This window comes from Asticcacaulis excentricus CB 48 (assembly GCF_000175215.2).
In the GTDB taxonomy this organism is placed as follows: Bacteria; Pseudomonadota; Alphaproteobacteria; order Caulobacterales; family Caulobacteraceae; genus Asticcacaulis; species Asticcacaulis excentricus.
Genome location: NC_014816.1, coordinates 1,250,878 through 1,267,920, shown reverse-complemented (window position 1 = coordinate 1,267,920; position 17,043 = coordinate 1,250,878). Strand labels below are relative to the sequence as shown.

At 62.1% G+C, this 17,043-nt stretch carries 11 protein-coding genes; all 11 read right to left on the bottom strand.

Features of this window, described 5'->3' with window-relative positions; all coding sequences use genetic code 11:
* Positions 1 to 216: 216 nt before the first annotated feature.
* The 11 genes from ASTEX_RS06030 to ASTEX_RS05980 all read right to left on the bottom strand — a co-directional run bounded on the left by ASTEX_RS06030 (position 217) and on the right by ASTEX_RS05980 (position 17,010).
* Positions 217 to 3,117 carry a TonB-dependent receptor gene (locus ASTEX_RS06030; RefSeq protein WP_041659005.1) on the bottom strand — a complete coding sequence of 967 codons (2,901 nt, stop codon included), beginning with the start codon at positions 3,115 to 3,117 and terminating at the stop codon, positions 217 to 219.
* Positions 3,118 to 3,194: 77 nt separating this feature from the next.
* Positions 3,195 to 4,202, bottom strand: a complete 1,008-nt coding sequence (locus tag ASTEX_RS06025) for a LacI family DNA-binding transcriptional regulator (protein WP_013478721.1) — start codon at positions 4,200 to 4,202, stop codon at positions 3,195 to 3,197.
* A gap of 142 nt (positions 4,203 to 4,344) precedes the next feature.
* Positions 4,345 to 6,135, bottom strand: coding sequence for a histidine kinase famiy protein (locus tag ASTEX_RS06020; RefSeq protein ID WP_013478720.1), 1,791 nt, complete (start codon positions 6,133 to 6,135; stop codon positions 4,345 to 4,347).
* 112 nt (positions 6,136 to 6,247) lie between these two features.
* The gene (locus ASTEX_RS06015; protein WP_013478719.1) at positions 6,248 to 7,996 is read right to left on the bottom strand and encodes a hypothetical protein; all 1,749 of its coding nucleotides are present in this window, start codon (positions 7,994 to 7,996) and stop codon (positions 6,248 to 6,250) included.
* Complete coding sequence (locus tag ASTEX_RS06010) at positions 7,993 to 10,116, bottom strand: DUF4175 family protein (RefSeq protein ID WP_013478718.1); 2,124 nt, start codon at positions 10,114 to 10,116, stop codon at positions 7,993 to 7,995. The genes ASTEX_RS06015 and ASTEX_RS06010 overlap by 4 nt, the downstream gene beginning before the upstream one ends.
* Positions 10,113 to 11,246 (bottom strand): BatA domain-containing protein, encoded by a 1,134-nt coding sequence (locus ASTEX_RS06005; RefSeq protein ID WP_013478717.1) that lies wholly within the window; start codon positions 11,244 to 11,246, stop codon positions 10,113 to 10,115. The genes ASTEX_RS06010 and ASTEX_RS06005 overlap by 4 nt, the downstream gene beginning before the upstream one ends.
* Positions 11,246 to 12,145: a DUF58 domain-containing protein gene (locus tag ASTEX_RS06000; RefSeq protein ID WP_013478716.1), complete on the bottom strand. Its 900-nt coding sequence runs from the start codon at positions 12,143 to 12,145 to the stop codon at positions 11,246 to 11,248. The genes ASTEX_RS06005 and ASTEX_RS06000 overlap by 1 nt, the downstream gene beginning before the upstream one ends.
* A 4-nt stretch (positions 12,146 to 12,149) precedes the next feature.
* Positions 12,150 to 13,133, bottom strand: a complete 984-nt coding sequence (locus ASTEX_RS05995; protein ID WP_013478715.1) for an AAA family ATPase — start codon at positions 13,131 to 13,133, stop codon at positions 12,150 to 12,152.
* A 48-nt stretch (positions 13,134 to 13,181) separates the two neighbouring features.
* A complete protein-coding gene (locus tag ASTEX_RS05990) occupies positions 13,182 to 13,871 on the bottom strand; it encodes a DUF4159 domain-containing protein (RefSeq protein ID WP_041659000.1) in 690 nt (229 codons plus the stop codon).
* 145 nt (positions 13,872 to 14,016) lie between these two features.
* Positions 14,017 to 15,351, bottom strand: coding sequence for a TldD/PmbA family protein (locus ASTEX_RS05985; protein ID WP_013478713.1), 1,335 nt, complete (start codon positions 15,349 to 15,351; stop codon positions 14,017 to 14,019).
* 24 nt (positions 15,352 to 15,375) lie between these two features.
* Entirely contained in the window at positions 15,376 to 17,010 is a 1,635-nt protein-coding gene (locus tag ASTEX_RS05980) for a TldD/PmbA family protein (protein ID WP_013478712.1), read from the bottom strand.
* Positions 17,011 to 17,043 lie beyond the last annotated feature (33 nt).

The window sequence follows — 17,043 nt, the reverse complement described above, 5'->3', positions numbered from 1 at the left end:
CGGTGTCTGCGGGTGACACCGCCGGTCCATCAGGGACACTCAAAACCAAAAAAACCGGGGGCTCCAAACGGGAGGAGAAGCCCCCGGCACAAGGCAAGTCAGCGCCGCATGAGCCGAGGAAGACAGGCTGGCGGGCAAATGTCCGGCGACGCGTCAGGGGATGAGACACCGCCGGGCATGGGGAGCGGCGCGGCGGAAACCACCGCGCCAGAAGGCTTACCACTTGTAAGTCAGGCCGACCTGGAAGGAGCGCGAGGGACCGACCTGGGCATTGGGGTCCGGTATCTCCTTGGCACCCGTGCCGTTGTCATAGCCGCCGGTCCACTGCGAATAGGCACGGTTCCACGTGTCAAACAGGTTATAGACCTGCGCATCGGCGGTGACCGTCTGACCGTTCCACAGCTTGAAGTCCTTAGACACACGCAGATCAACCTGTTTGAAAGTCTTGCGTGGCCAGAAATACCCTTCCTGGATCTGAAGCGCCGGAGCGGTATCGAGCACGCGGCCGTACGGGGTGCCTGAAGCCAGGGTCACAATGGCCGAAACGCGGGTATTCCAGGGGCCGGACACAATACCCGAACCGACGAAGCGCCACTTATCGACGCCTTCCGCCTTGTGCCAGCCAGTGGCTGAAGGGCTCGCGTAGTCGAAGATGAACGGGTCATTGTGGCCGGTCATTTCCGCATCGGTCAGGGTCAGGGTGGTGCTGAAGCCGTATTTCGAAGCGGGTGTCCACGGCTTGTCCGCGGTGAGGTAAAGCGCCTTGTAACGTGCCTGACGCTCATTGCTCGAGATGATCAGCGCCCCATAACCCGGCAGGCCATTACCCCACGGCTGACAGGCGTATTGCGGTCCGAACTGGCACCAGCTGCCGTCCGGTAGACGATTGCCGAGCACCCAGTTAAACAGGTTCTGATACTTGATGTACGACAGCGTGGCCGAGGTGGAAATTTCTCCGAAGCGCTTGCGGACGCCCAGATTGAACTGATCCGAGTATGGTACTTTGGCGTCATTGTTGAGGGCAAACACTTCGCCCTTCAGGCCCAGCGACTTGGCAAGTGCTACCAGAGCCGTTGGATTGCCGAAATAGCTAGCGTTCCAGTTCGCCGTGTTGGCCTGTCCGGCAACCTGCGGGAAGTAGATGGTGGCCACATGTATCTGGGCGCGGCGCGTTTCCAGTTGCGCCAGGTCATAGATGTTTCGGTCGTAATAGCGGCCATACCCGCCAAAGATGACCAGATCACGGTCAGCATTAACATCATAGGCGAAGCCCAGACGTGGCTGAAGTGCACCCTTAAATCCCTTACGATTGGACCCCGTGGAAATATAATCATTGGGATTGAAGGCTTTGTTGAAACCCGCCGTATTACGCATGACCGTCGCTATTTCGGCCGGCGTCGAGTATTCGTTGTTGAGCATGTTGGACTCATAGTCCCAGCGCACACCCAGATTGAAGGTCCAGTGATCGTCGAAGGTCCAGTCGTCCTGAATATAGGCCCCGAACTGCATATTGTTCGAGGTGATACGCGGGTCACCATCGGCGATCTTCACCGCCACAGGTGTATTGGTGCCGCCATAAACATAAGTGGCCGCGTCGTAGAAATATTCCGGATTCCGGCTGCGGTCATTTTCTTCAGCTGTGTACTTATAGTTGGCCAGCTTGAAGCCGCCCTTAATGACGTGCGTACCGTACCATTCGATGCCGGTCAGGGTCAGATCATTACGCAGGGTAAGGCTTTCCTGTGCCTTGACCTGCGAATAGGGCGTACCGCCGAAGAAGGCGAGCTGGTTATTGATATTTTGCCCATTAATCAGGGTGATGGCCGGGTTTGTTGAGAGAGGGGCCTGACGCCATTGTGCATCCTGATAACTCAATTGCATATCATTGAGCAGATTACCCGCGCGATGACGCCACTTTACGGCAACGGCCTTAATTTCCTGATTGAGCGTCGATCCGCGTTCATACGCCGTCAGGCCACCGAAGTTACGAACATCGTCTTCCTTTCGGTTGGTGACCGTCAGATCAACCGTATTGTTATCGTCAGCAAACCAGGTCAGCTTACCGAATACCATATCCTGCTGAAAGTTTTTGGCATAGCTGCCGTTATAGGCATTCGACAGGGCGGTAACGAGGGTCGGGTTAAGCGTATTTAAGCTGCCATTGTTGCGCATATCCACCGAATCCGAGGGGCGCGCGTCCTTGCGGCCTTCGTAGGACATATAGAAATGCAGCTTGTTCTTGATGACCGGGCCACCGATGTCGAAGCCGTATTCCTTGTTTTCGAAATCCTGCTTGGGGCCGGTGTCGTAATAGTTTTGGCCGATCATGCTCTTGGTTTGAAGCGTACCAAACACCGTCCCGTGGAATTCGGTGCCCCCGGTCTTGGTGACGGCGGTGATGATCGCCGAACCGGCCTGCTCATACTCCGCCTTGAAGTTCTGGGTCGATACCTTGAACTCCTGCACAGCCAGTTGCGGGAACGGGTTGCCGCGCGAGGCGTCCTGACCCGTAACGCCGCCTTGCAACACCTGATTCTTCTGGCTCATACCGTCGATGAAGACGTTGACCTGATTGGCATTGACCGCCCCCGCCTGAAACGTCTTGCGCTCAGGGTCGGTAGACACCGAGACGCCAGGGGCGAGAGCGGCAAAGTTCAGGAAGTTGCGGCCGTTCTGGGGCAGGTTTTCGATCTGAGCGCGCGAAATGGAGGTGGAGACTTCCGACTGACGCGGATTGTTGCGGCGCGAGGCGACGACGGTGACTTCCTGCACCGGCGCTTCGGCGGTGGCGAGGTCCGCATCAACTTCGATCGTTTGACCGACGGGTAGCACGGCCTGTTCGGTGCGCGTTGTACCGTCCGGCGCGCGGAAGGTAACCGTATAGGTGCCCGGACGCAGGCCAACGATCACATAGCGGCCATCGGCGCGCACCGTGGCGGTGGCCTTGGCCCCGGTATTGGCGTCGGTCGCCGTGACCACCGTACCCGCCGGGGCGGCGGAGACGCGCCCCTGAAGAGTGGCGTCGGATTCCGCGGCGAAGGCCGGGGCCGCCATAACGATGGCGGCCGCCAGGGCAAGGCCCGAAACACCAAGGCTCAGGCCCCGCGTGCGAGACATATAAAGCATATCCTGTTCTCCCAAAGAACTGTTTTATTTATATAAAACACGATACTCACAGCGTTTTCAGAAACGCTTTAACGGCGGCGGCTCGACGCCCGCACCACCAGTTCAGGCCGCACGATCAGGCTAGCGGCTGAGGCCGAGGCCTCCGCTGAACCGCGCTCGATCAGGGCGGAAAGAAGCTCAAGACTGCGCCGGCCGATGTCGAAGACCCCGGCGCGCAGCGTCGAAATGGGCGGCGAGGCGTAGCGCGTCACCGGAATGTCATCAAAGCCGATGATGGCGATGTCATCCGGAATCGACACACCTGCCTCACGCAGACCCAGGGTCGCCCCCAACGCCATCATGTCATTGGCGGCAAACAGGCCGTCAGGCATCTGTTCCTGTGCCAGAAGCGTCTGGACGGCGGCATAACCTGCGCCATCGGTGAAGTCGCCCGGCAATACCTGTGGCGACAACCCCGCCTCTTTCAGCCCGTCGAGATAGCCGCGCAGGCGGTCCTGCGCTTCCAAATTACTCTCAGGCCCGGCGATGTGCGCGATTCGGCGACAGCCCTGTTCGCACAGGTGGCGCACCGCCTCTAGCGCGCCGGAATGGTTGTCAACGACAAGGCTCGGCAGATCGGCCTGACCGCCCACCCCGCCCATCATGACCAGAGGTAGGTTGAACGGGAGTTTGCCCGACAGGTCATCAGCATCGGCATACGGGGCCATGACCAGTAAGCCATCGACGCGCCCGGCCATGGCGCGCGCCGCCTTGACGGCCTCCTTCACATCACCGTGCGACCCGGACACCAGAATGTGCAGACCACTGGCCCGCGCGCCGACATCAATCCCGCGGATGATCTCCGAGAAGAACTCGCCATAGATATCCGGCAGGATGACGCCAATCGTATTGGTTCGGCTCATGGCCAGAGCTCGCGCCGCGCCGTGCGGCACGTATTTCAGTTTGCCCGCCGCCGCCAAGACGCGCTCGCGCACCTCTTCGGTGACGTTATCGAGGCCATTGATGGCGCGCGACGCCGAGGCTATCGACACCCCCGCCGCCTTGGCCACGTCATTGAGCGTTACGCTTGCCGCCATGAAAGTCTGCACCCTGTCGTGTTGTGTAAGCGCTTACAGTGTCCGTTTGGCGTTCTGTAAGCGCTTACAACAGCGCTGTCAATTCGTCATGTAAGCGCTTACAGATAGTGCGACATTTGAGCTACACCCACACATAGGCATGTCAGCCCCCGTGATCGTCCTTGCGGTTCAGCACCCCGCGCACCCGCGTAGACAGTTCGTCGGGCATATAGGGTTTGTAGATGGTTTCAAACTCACGCGCGTTGGTGTGACCGTGTACATCGTCAGCAAAACCCGTGGTGATCAGGATCGGCAGGTCGGAGAATCGTTGCCGTGCCTCCTTAGCCAGAGCGGCGCCATTCATCTTACCCGGCATGACGATATCGGTGAACAAAAGGTCCACCCCGTCCGGCCCGTTGAGATAGTCGAGCGCCAACGAAGCGTTTTCGCGCGCCACCACCTCATAGCCATCGGCCTCAAGTATAGCGCAGGCCAGTTCGCGCACTTCACGATTATCTTCGACCAGCAGCACCCGCTCACCCTTGCCACGCGTCTGAGAGGCGCGCTCAGGGGCCGGCGCCTTGTCATCCGCCCCCGACACCATTGGGAAATAGAGATGCACCGTGGTGCCTTCGCCCGGCGTGCTCTCGACCTCAAAACCGCCGTCTGATTGTTTAACAAAGCCATAGACCTGCGCCAGCCCAAGCCCCGTTCCCTTCCCCACCTCCTTAGTCGTAAAGAAGGGTTCAGTGATGCGGCTTAAGACCTCCGGCGGCATCCCCTCGCCAGTGTCGCTGACTGACAGTTCGACCTGGTCGCCCTCCGTTCCAGAGCGGTTGGTGGTGCGGATAACCACCCGCCCGCCTTCGGGCATTGCGTCACGCGCATTGGCCAGAATATTGATCAGCGCCATCTCAAGCTGAACGGTGTCGATGCGGGCATTGGCCAGATCGGGGTCTAGATCAAGCTCAATCTCGATAAAACTGCCAAGAGTTCGCGACAGCAGGTCATTCAACTCACTGACCACACGGTTGAGATTGACGACCCTCGCCTCCAGCGGTTGCTTGCGAGAAAAGGCCAGTAATTGCTGCGTCAGGACGCGCGCCTTCTGGGCCGCCTGCATTACCGCCTCGTGGTGGCGATGGAGCTTTTCCGGCTGTTCAGTGACGGTGCGCGCCATCTGAAGATTGCCGATAATCACCTGAAGCAGGTTGTTGAAATCGTGAGCAATGCCGCCGGTCAGCTGCCCGATGGCCTCCATCTTCTGCGCCCGGCGCAGCGCCATTTCGGCTTCGCGCCGGCGCGTAACATCAAGCTGCGAGCCGAAATAATAGAGCAGTTTGCCGTCGCGGTCGAAGATCGGGCTGACGAACAGAGCGTTCCAAAAGGCGGTGCCGTCCTTGCGGAAATTCTGGATCTCCACCGCAATGTCGGTGCGGTCGCGGATGGCGCGGCTGAGGTTGGCGATCATTTGCGGATCGGTCCCCTCGCCCTGAAGAAAGCGGCAATTGCGCCCCATCACCTCTTCCATCGTATAGCCTGTGGTGTTGAGGAAGGCCTGATTGGCGAAGACAATGGGGTTGTCGGGTCGGTTGGGATCGGTGACGATCATCGGCATCCGCGTCATTTCGATGGCGGCAAAAAACAGGTCGTGGCGGTCGCCGGAGTCCACGACGCCATGCCGCGCCGCCAGACGTTCAGGCGAATCCGAAATACCGCCGTCGATGTCACGCAGATCGGTGCACCCCAGCTTGTCATAGACATAGGCCTGCGCATTATCGAGGCTTTGCAAGGCCATGCCGGTGATGCGCAGGCTTTGTGGGTCGTCCTTGTGCCGCATCTGCATCAGTTGCAGGCTGCCCTTGGCCGCCCCGAACATATTGTTCAGATCATGAAGGGTCTGACGGTCTAAACCGGCGTGAGGCGCGTTTTTGGGGGTATGATCGTCCGACATATATCCATCCGCCGGACCCTCAACAAATCCGGACGTTACACTTCTTCCAGTGTTCCGTTCTGACCGCATTGAGATAAGGAAAAAATATGAGTCGCGGCCGCTGAGAGGTGGATCAGGGCTGCGGACGGCGTTGACGCTCCACCCACCAAAGGACCGCGCTGATCAGCAACCAGCCGAGGAACCACGGCCAGGCGGCGGCGCGACGGCCCTCGCCGGTGGCTTCCGTTGGACGCGCGTCTTCGGCCACCAAGGCTTGAGTCGCTTCACGCGCCTCCAGCGCCTGAACGCCCGGCAGGCCCTTGTCCGACAGGACGTGGAAAGGCACGGCCTGCACCGTTTCTGCCGTCGTCACGCGCAGCACATGCCAGCCGGCCTGCGTGGGCCAGACGGCAGCACAACGCGCCTCATCCGTTGCCGCATCAACGACGGGATGGCTGACGCCGCCTTGCGGGTCGAGCACCTCGGCCGCGCCGCTCAGGCCGCACAGGCTGACGCGCTGATGCACACGGGCGGGGCTGATGGTAGGCAGGGCCGCACTGGAGCGCCGCACCAGAGTTGAAAAGAGGTGGCTCCACAGGGCCTGATGCCGCCCGGCCTCGCCGCTGAGCGTCAGGGCGAAACTGTCGGTCACGCTCCACAAACCGACCCGGCCGCGCCCTTCAGCCCGCCACAGGCCCATAGGCTGCCCTTTATTGTCCACCGCCAGTGGCACCGCATCGGCGCTCTCGAGGCGCAGGTTCAGGCGCGTGACGGTAGGTGCCTTGTCCTTGCTGCCTGAGGGCACAGGCAAGGTCACCGTCTCCGGATCACCCGTGCCGCTGAGGCGCAGGCCCAGCGCCGCCCACTGCGTGCGCGTCGTCTCCGACGGCAGGGCTGTGGGCCGCAGCAACAGGCCCATCCCGCCGCGCACGGCGCTGATCACCGCCGCGCGGCCCCCGTCCCCCAATCCGTCCCAGCCGCGTTCATCTATGACCAGCAGATCGGTCTGGCTCAGCGTGGCGACATTCAGGGGCTGCGGCGCATCGCCGACCGCCACACCGCCACCCAGCGCGACCTGCGCCTGCATGTCGATACCGGCATCGGCGGCCCAGCGGCGCAGATATTTGATCTCCGGTCCCGGAGCGCCCCCGATGACGCGCACCCGCGCCGTCAGCGCCTCATCGACCCACACCGGCACTTCGGCGGTTTCCACCACGGCCTTAGTGGCCTCGCGCAGTCGCACGCTGAAAGACACCGGCCCTGCGGCTTTTGCCGCGCCGCTGAGGACCGCCAAACCGCTGGTATCGGGTGTTTGGCTTTCGACAACGACCCCCGCCGGATCAAGCAGTTCGACGACGCCTCCCTTCACGCCGTTGACCATTACGCCGACCTGAAACGCCCCACCGGGGGCCACGCGCTCAGGCGTATCCAGCCGCACCACGCCGCGCGGCAGGGCTGACGGTACAAAGCGCAGGGCCCGCCCCTCCACCGCCGTGCGGTCGCGCGGCGTCAGGCCTTCGCCGACTAGGGTCAGGCGCGTGGCTTCGGGGTGCAGGCGCAGGGCCGTGGCGAGATCGGGGACGCGCTCCGCCCCCGGTATATGGGCTTCTGGCAAGGCGACGACGCGATCCCCTGCCTGTGCATCCACGGCCTGTGCGCTGCGTGTAGCGACGATCAACGTGCCGGGTGCAGAGGCCAGACGCGGCGGGAACAGGGTCAGATACAGCAACCACGCCGACAGCGGCGTCAGGGCCAGTAGCGCCACAAGCCGCGGCAGCGAGCGTTCGGTCGCATCGGCCTTGCGCCACCACAGGACCAGCCGCAGCGTAGATAAGGCCACGGCGGCCAACAGCATGAGAGCCACGATCACAGACGGGGTCATCTCGGTCGCTCCAGTGCATCCAGATAGCGGCCACCGGATGCCGTGACCGCCGGGCGGGGTGCCAAACCGGCCGGAGGCCGGGTCAGGACACGCCACAACTGACCGCGCAGCGTCTGACGGCACGCGGCACAACCGGGGTCGGCGCGCACGGCCTCAACCGCCGCCAGCAGCGACAGCGGGTCGCCAACCCGGCCCTCATTGGTGCGCAGCCAGCCATCGAGCGCCGCCAGCGGCAGGTCGTTTTTGGCCCCGGGTGTCTCAGCCAGAGCCGTCCACAGAGCCACAACGGGCGCATCGGGGGACGGGGCCGCCGTCACCGCGAAAGGCACGGGCGCAATGCCGTCGCGCTTACCCGTCATGCGGCGGTTATGATCTATCGGCGGCAGCTCCGGCCCGACACGCGACAGGAAGATACGCGTCGCCTGCTGCACCTCCTTGATATAGCCCAGTGCCTTGTAGGCGTGCGGCAGGGCGGTTTGCGGATTGCCCTGCCGCAGGTGCAGCTCCGACTGCCACATTTCATCCAGCGCCTTTTTCAGCGTGGCGCGCGTTTCCGGATCGAGCAGGGTCGCCGCTTCGGGCTCATCGTGGGTGTGGCCATATTCGGCGGTCACATTGCCGCCGTCACCAAACACCGGCGCGGCATCGGGTTTCGCGGCCAGTCCCCCATGATCGTGGCCCCCATGATCGTGGCCCCCATGATCATGGCCGTCATTTTCAGAATGCCCCTCTTCAAGGCCCGGCGGGGCTTCGCGTTCGCCCTCGGCCTCTTCACCCAAAAACTGCCCGTAGCGCAGGCGCAGCAGGCGCTGATCGACGCCAATTGCGTCCGAGCGGCTGAGGAAAGTATCCGGTTTCAGGCGCGGCTTCTCCTTTAGCAGGGCTTCGATGTCGATAATGATCTGCCTCTGACTGCGGAAATAGGCCGGCAGGGTTTTACGGGCCAGCGCCTCCAGCCCTGTGCTTTCGGCCCCAAGATCGGACGGCCAGCGCAGGATCAGGCTGGGTGAGCGCACCTCCTGCGGCGACGGAGTGCGATTGTCGTGCACGGTCAGTTGCACGATTAGGTCGTCGCCGACGGCAAACCCTAGTGCCTTGAGGTCGAGCCGCGTGGCAAAGCGCTTATCGGTCGCGCCGCCAGTACCGGTTAAGGTTAATGTCCGTTCACGGAAGGTAATGTTTTCGCCCTGCCCCTGCGCCTGAATGATGCGAAGTTCCGTCGAGGTGGCGACGCCGTAATCATCGCTGGCGGAAAAAACCAGCGGCCACTGCGTCTGGCCCGGCGTGACCAGAGTCAAGGCGCGGTCCGGCAGGACCGCCTCGACCTTTGGTGGCGCATCGGGAGTGACTTCCAGCCGGTGCAGAGGTTGCGTCGGCAAGCCGTCGGCCGCGATGCGATATAGGCGTGAGCGGTCGGCGCTAAGGGCAGCGCTCCAGCCGGTCCCATCGCGCCGAAGGGCCATGCTCTGACCATCGTGAAAGACCAGCCGGACATTTGCGGCGTCGGGCGCAAAGCGCAACCGCCAGACCAGTTTCGTGTTTTGCGGCACCTTGAGATCGAGCGTGGTTTCGCGGTGCCCCGCCTGCCGCGTATAGGCGGGCGGGGTGACGGCGATTTCGGCGGAGATCAGTTTAGGCGCGCCGGTGCCCCTCGTGCCGGAGGCAGCAGCGGTCGGATGCGTCTGCGGCAACCAAAACAACACGGCCGTCAGGGCACCGATGGCCAGACCTAGGGCCAATGCAAAGCCCACCGGCTTCCAGCGCCAGGGCGGCGTCAGCACAGCCGGCGACGGCAGGCGCTCGATCATTCGTTGCTGTTGCAGGGCCTGCAAGGGATTGAGGTCTTCGGTGCGCGCAAACAACAGATCGGCGCTGTCTTCCATATCGGCGCGGTGGGCATTGAGCGCTCCAATCACCCACGCGCGGTCGAAGCGCTTCAATCGCCACATGGCCAGCGCAAAGGCGACGACAAGGCCAAGACACAGTGCCATCAAAAGCCCCGTTTCTTCGCCCACCGCCCAACCCGCAAAGGTCACAGCGACGATCAGCGGGAGGGCCGTCAGCCCGTCGTTCAACAAGGTGCGCAAACGCGCCGAGGCGGTAAAACTGTGAGGCCTCATGGCGCGGCCCTCCGGCGAGCGGCGGTGGCCAGCAGGCGCTCGATCAGAAACAGGGCAGCCGCCAACAGGGCTAGCCACGGCGTCAGTTCCTCAGACGGGCGGTTAAAGATTGAACGCCCCGCAACCGGGATCAGGTCGCGCGCTTCGACGCGGGTTGGTGGCGCTGGCGGGCTCAGGACGGCAGCCAATTGATCCGGAAAGGTCGGCTCCAGCAGGGCTGGAAAAACGGCCGGGCTGAGGGCCCGCGTCAGGCGTAGCCACTGCCCCCGCCCCTCGCCTTGCGCCTCGATCAGCGGTGCGCCGATGGCATCATGCCACACAACGCGGCGCTGGGGCGATGGCGGCAAGACCATCTGCGATCCCACGAGAACGGTCCCGCCGGATTTCACACGCGCACTGAGGGCAGGCGGAATGTTGCCGCTGCCCAGCCAGACCAAAACCTGATCCTTCGACGGCAAGGCGGCATCCATCCCGGTCGCCTCAAACGGCGTCTGCCAGGCGGCGGACACGGCGCGGAACCAGCGCACATCGGCGGCGTGGTTCGGCGCATACCGCACGCTCAGAACAGGCCGTTTCGTCGCCGCAGGCTGAGCGGCGGGCATGGCCCCGGCGACGATGCGCCAATCGACCGTGCGGCTGAGTATGGGGCGTTCGGCGTCCCCCCCTTGCAGAGTTTGCGGCACCACCACGGTCAGTTTCGCCCCCGGCGGCAATTGCGCATCGAGTTGCCGCAGATGGCTGCTCACCTCGCCCGCCGCACCGGCGGTACCGCTCAGGAGCGGAAAGCCCTCCGTCAGCCAATGCGCCTCGGCGTCTTCGCCCACCGCCTGTTGCGCGGCTTTCAGATCCGCCCCCGGCACCACAGCGACATAGGGCTTGTCACTAAGCCGTGCGGTCAATACCGGCCGCGCCAGCAGCAGGGCGAGCACCGCAATCAGTAGTAAACGCACGATCAGTAGCGGCCATTCGCTGAACCGGATACGTTGGCGCGGTTTGGGACGCGGATCGAGCCAGCGCAGGGCGGCGAAAACCACCGGACGCAGCTCGTCGCGCCGCATCAGGTGGATGACCAGCGGGACGACCATAGCCAGCAAAGCCGCCAAACCTAACGGAAACAGGAGCGCGGGCATCAGGCCGTCTCCTTTCCTGATGGTGTTTGACCGAACAGACGAAACAACGGCGCGTCCGCTGGCTCATCCAGCCAGTAATGCGTATGCCGTACCCCCGCTGCGAACAGCCGCGCCTCAAAGGCCTGACGGGCGGCGGCAAAGCGCTTGAGAAAATCAGCGCGCAGGGCCTTGCCGTCGCCCAGCACCTCGGCACCGCCTTCCGGATCATCGAAACGATAGCCCCCCTGAAACGGAAAATCGCGCTCCTCGGCGGTCAGGGTCTGGACCATTAGCACGTCGCGCCCAGCCGCAGACAGGCGCGTCATTAGCTCGGCGCAGCTCTCGTCAAAGCCGTCGCTGAACACCATGACCATGTCCTGCGCGCGGATACGGTCCCAAACCGGCGACAATTGCGCCAGCGTGGGAAACCTGCCGCCCGCCGTCAGTTTGAACAGCCCCAGCCGCAGACCGTCGCGCGCCTTCAACCCCGCTGCGGCCTCAACCACGCCCACACCGCGATCGCTGAGGGTGATCAGGCCGAAAGCATCCCCCTGACGCAAGGCCAGCTCGCCCACACAGGCCGCTATGGTCTTAGCGGCCTCAAGGCGGCTCCAATCGGGTTTCGCCGTATCGGCCTGCCCCATCGACGCCGAAAGGTCCAGCACCATCCACACCCTCAGCGGACTTTCGCGTTCGGCTTCGCGCACGAAAAACCTATCCGAGCGTGCATAGAGCTTCCAGTCGATCTGTCGCAGTTCGTCGCCTGGTTCATAGGCGCGGTACTGCGCAAACTCCAGTCCCGCCCCGCGTGAGCGCGACGCGTGCAGCCCGATCCCCGACGCCCCGGACGCACGGCGCGCGCTCAGGCGCAGACCTTTCAGCCTGTGGCGCACCTCAGGAGGGATCGGATCATACACCATGCGCTCAGAGCTTTACGACGCTCAGAATGGTGGCCACAACCGTATCGGGGGCCACGCCCTCGGCCTCAGCCGCAAACGCCATCAGAAGGCGGTGGCGCATGACGGGGGCGGCAAGCGCCATCACGTCTTCGCGCGTAGCCGCCAGCCGTCCCTGCAACAGGGCGCGCGCCTTGGCCGCCAGCACCAGAGATTGCCCGGCGCGCGGCCCGGCCCCCCATTTTATATAGGTGTTGACGGCCTGCGGCGCGTCCTCACCCGGCCGCGTAGCGCGCACCAGCCGCGTGATCCAGCGCAGCAGGTCTTCGCCCACATGCACATCGCGCACCAGTTTTTGCAACACCAGCACATCGTCTGCAGCCATGACCTTGGGCACCGCCTCACCGCCGGCACCCGTCGTCTGACGCAGAATGTCGTGTTCTTCGGATTCGGTCGGGTAATCGACGCGGATGTGCAGCAGGAAGCGATCAAGCTGCGCTTCGGGCAGCGGATAGGTCCCGGCCTGCTCCAACGGGTTCTGCGTCGCCAGCACAAAGAAGGGCGACGGCAGGGTGTGCGTAACCCCGGCATAGGACACCGTGCGTTCCTGCATTGCCTCCAGCAGGGCGGCCTGAGTCTTGGGCGGCGTTCGGTTCAGCTCGTCAGCCAGCAGCAAATTGGTGAAGACAGGGCCCGGCTGGAAGCGGAAATGGCGATGGCCGGTGCCGTGATCCTCTTCCAGCAGTTCGGTCCCCAGAATGTCGCTGGGCATCAGGTCGGGGGTGAACTGCACGCGGCGAAATTGCAGCTCCAGCGCCTGCCCCAATGAGCGTACCAGCAGCGTCTTGCCCAGCCCCGGCACGCCCTCCAGCAGGCAATGCCCGCCGGCCAAGAGCCCGATTAGCAGTTGTTCGACCACATCGGCCTGACCGACAATGGCCTGAGCGATGGCCTGACGCAGTTGACCCAGGCGGGCCAGCCTTTCCCTGATCTCGGTTTCACTGATCGACATATCTTAATCCCCATAATCCGGCCCCGAAGGCGAAGGCCGTCCGATGTCTCAACTCGTCAAAGCATAAATCACAATATTGACGCCGAATTTGGTATTGTCTTCGGCTAGAAAGCGCTTGTTGCGCCAGTCGTAGTCCCACTCGCAGCCATAGTCCTTGTTGGAATAGAGGACGCCCAGACGGCCATTGATCTCTATGCCTTTCAGGTAGTCGTGCACGAGGTCGTCGCCCCAGCCGTTCAGTTCAAACGTGGTGTTGGGCGGGCCGTCGAACTGGAAAAAACTCTTATAAATGGCGTGCGTATTGGGCAGTTTTTTCAGCGCCTGTGGGCCAAAAATCGTTCTCATCTGCCGCTCGAACGACTTGGCGAACAGGCCGTCAATGTCGTGATTGCAGTCATCGACAAAGACGAATCCGCCATTTTTTACGTAGGTCTCGAAATTACGCCGCTCCGCCGGGCTGAAATCAACCAGCTTGTGCCCGGCCAAATAGCAGAAGGGCGCGCTGAGCATCTTTGGATCAGAGAGGTCGATCACATGCTCCTTCGGATCAACGCGCAAGGTCGTGTAGTCGATCAGCGAGGTGATCAGATTGGCCGGCATACGCTGATCGACGTCCCAGTCACCGGAGGCGTATTTCAGGCGCGTGAACCAGAAATCATAGCTGGCTGCTTGCGCCGGAGGTGCCAGCAACGTCGCCAGACCTCCTGCCAAAATCTGAAAAAAAGACGCTCGACTAATGCCCCTCTCCCTTGAGGGAGAGGGTGGCGCTTTCGCGCCGGGTGAGACGGAAAATGGCGCGCAATTACGCTGGGGCTTCCCCCTCACCCCGCCCGCACCGGCGAACCGGCTCTCCCAAAAGGGAGAGGGAGCGTTATCTGAACCGTCAGACGGCATCCGACAACGACGTGAAGGTAAAGTCACGCAGCTTCATAGCTGGGATCATCATCACGAACGGCGATTCATCATCGCCGACGCGCACTGGTTTACCAAGCTCCTCGATATTGTTGAGCATGATGACCGGCGACTCGTTGAAGCGGAAGTTCTTGATCGGATACTTGATCTGGCCGTTTTCAATATAGAAGGTGCCATCGCGCGTCAGGCCGGTCAACAACACGGTCTGCGGATCGACCATACGGATATACCAAGTGCGGGTGACCAAAATCCCCTTCTGCGTTGAACGCACGAGGTCCATGGTCGATTTCGTACCGCCTTCCATAATCAGATTGCCCGGCGAGGCATCCGCCGTCTTACCCTGCTTCTGCGCCCAGTAGCGGGAATATTGCAGGCTGGCCACCTTGCCCTTTTCGATGATGGGCAGGCGTTTGCGCGGTAGACCTTCACCATCCCACGGCAGCACGGCGGCTTCCGGGTGCGACGGGTCGGCATAGACGGTGACGCGCGGGTCATAGACCTGCTCACCCAGCTTGTTGCCACCACCCTTTTTCGACAGAAAGCTGCGGCCTTCATCAGCCGAGCGTGCGTCAAAGAAGTTCATCATGAACGAGATTAGGCCCGCCGAAGCGGCCGGTTCCATGATGACGGTATATTTACCGGGCTCCAACGCCTTGGCGTCGGCGGAGTCAGCGGCCTTCTTCATGGCAATCTGGATTTCGGTGTCCGGCTTGAAGTCGGCAACGCTCTGAAGGTTGCGCGCCACCCAGCCCGAACCGCGACCATCTTCGGTGCGCACCGTACAGGTATAGTCCATCGAGGTCGATTTCTGATAGCCGAAGTTGCCGTTGGAGTTGGCAAAGGCCTGGAAACCCTGACCATCCGACAGGAAGCCCGCGGCGATCAGCTTGGCCTGCTTGCACGGGGTGATCGACTTGGCGGCCACCCCGGCACGTTGCTCCGGGGTAACAGTCGCCGTCGCTTCGCTGAAGGTATTGGTCGGCGTATAAGTCTGTTTGCCCACGGCCGGCATGAATTCCGGGTTTTCCGGGGCCAGCTTAGCTAGATCCTCGGCCCGGCGTACAACGCGCTCCAGCGAGGCATCGTCAAAGGCATTGATGGTGGCGATGCCGACGCGCTTGCCGAAGGCCACCTGAACCCCCAGCTCGGTATTGGTGATGATGCCGCTGGTCGAGACGTTATTTAGCGCAAAGCGGATATTGCCGTTGATCGATCCCGACAAGGTGGCGGTACATTCGTCAGCCTTCGACAGCTTGATGACTTTGTCGAGAATGGCCTTGGCTTCGGCTTCGGTAAGGATGCCCATATCTGTAATCTCCCAATCCGCCGATTAACCGAGCGAACGCGCGGTGTTGATGACATTGATGCCGTTGAAACGGCTGGTGGAGGAGCCGTGCGACACCGCCGAGACCTGACCCGGCTGCCCCTTGCCGTCGAAGAAGGAGCCGCCCAGGCGATAATCGCTTTCATCGCAGATCGCCGAACAGGCGTTCCAGAATTCCGGCGTGCGAATCTGATAGGCCACGTCCTCGATCATCTGGGTGATCTTGCCGTTCTTGATCTCATAGAAGAGTTGTCCGCCGAACTGTGCATTATAGCGCTGCTGGTCGATCGAAAATGAGCCGTCACCCACGATATAAATGCCGTTTTCGACGCCCTTGATCATGTCGGCGACGCTAAGCTTTTTCTTGCCCGGCTCCAGCGAGATATTGGCCATGCGCTGAAACTGCACCGACGACCACGAGTCGGCGTAGCAGCAGCCATCCGACTCGGTCTTGCCCAGAATATGCGCCTGATCGCGGATGGCCTGATAATCGACCAGTTTGCCGTCGCGGATGATGTCCCACTTCTTGGTCTTGACGCCTTCGTCGTCGTACCCGACGAAGCCCAGTGAGCCGAACTGCGTCTTGTCGGCGACGATATTGACGTTTTCCGAGCCGTACTGGAACTTCGCCTCGCGCTTGTCCAGCGTCGCAAACGAGGTGCCGGCGTAGTTGGCCTCATAGCCCAGAACGCGGTCAAGCTCGGTCGGGTGGCCCACCGACTCGTGGATGGTCAGCCACATATGGCTGGGATCGAGCACGAGATCGTATTTGCCCGGCTTGACGGACGGCGCTTTGAGCTTTTCGCGCGCCTGTCTGGCGCCCGCGATCGCGTCTTCCTTCATATCATAGCTGAGGCCATAGCCGGTGACGCCCGCCGGATCGGTGAATTTTTGTTTGGCTTCGCCATCGAGATATTCGTAGCCTAGACCCATCGGCGCCGACAGGCCGTCGCGCGTGCGGAATTTGCCTGAGTCCTTGTCGATGGCGGTGACCGTCATAGGCACCCAGATGCGGTGCACGTCCTGATCAATGTAGGAGCCGTCGGTCGAAGCAAAATACTTCTGCTCATTGACGAGGAACATCATCGAATTGACGTAGTCGGCCCCGGCCTTCAGTGCGGCGGTATTGACGTCGATCAGGCGCTCGGCCTTTTCCTTGATCGGAACCTCCATGCTGTTCTTTTTGATTGGCGTCTTCCACGACACCTCACCAACGCCCTTGACGGGGGCCAGCTTGACCGGAACGGTCTGGATTTTCGCGTTGGCTTTGGCGATGGCCACGGCCTGCTTGGCGGCCTTGGCCACGGCTTCAGTGGTCATGTCATTTGTGGCCGCAAAGCCCCAGGCCCCATCGGCGATGACGCGGATGCCCACACCCAGCGACTCGGTATTCACGACGTTTTCAACGCGATCTTCGCGCGTGATAACGAATTGGCGCAGATAGCGCCCGACGCGCACGTCGCAATAGCTGGCCCCGGAACCGGTCGCGGCGTTCAGACCGGCGTCAGCCAGCGTCTTCTTCACCTTGACGTCGATCGTCTCCTGAAGCACTTCGGCGGCAACGGCTCGCCCGTAAAGCGACGGCACGAGCAGGCTGCCCGCCGTCAGGCCGGTCATGGCCAGAAAGTTGCGTCTGTGCACGGCGTATCTCCTTAAAAGATGTCCGGAATGAAA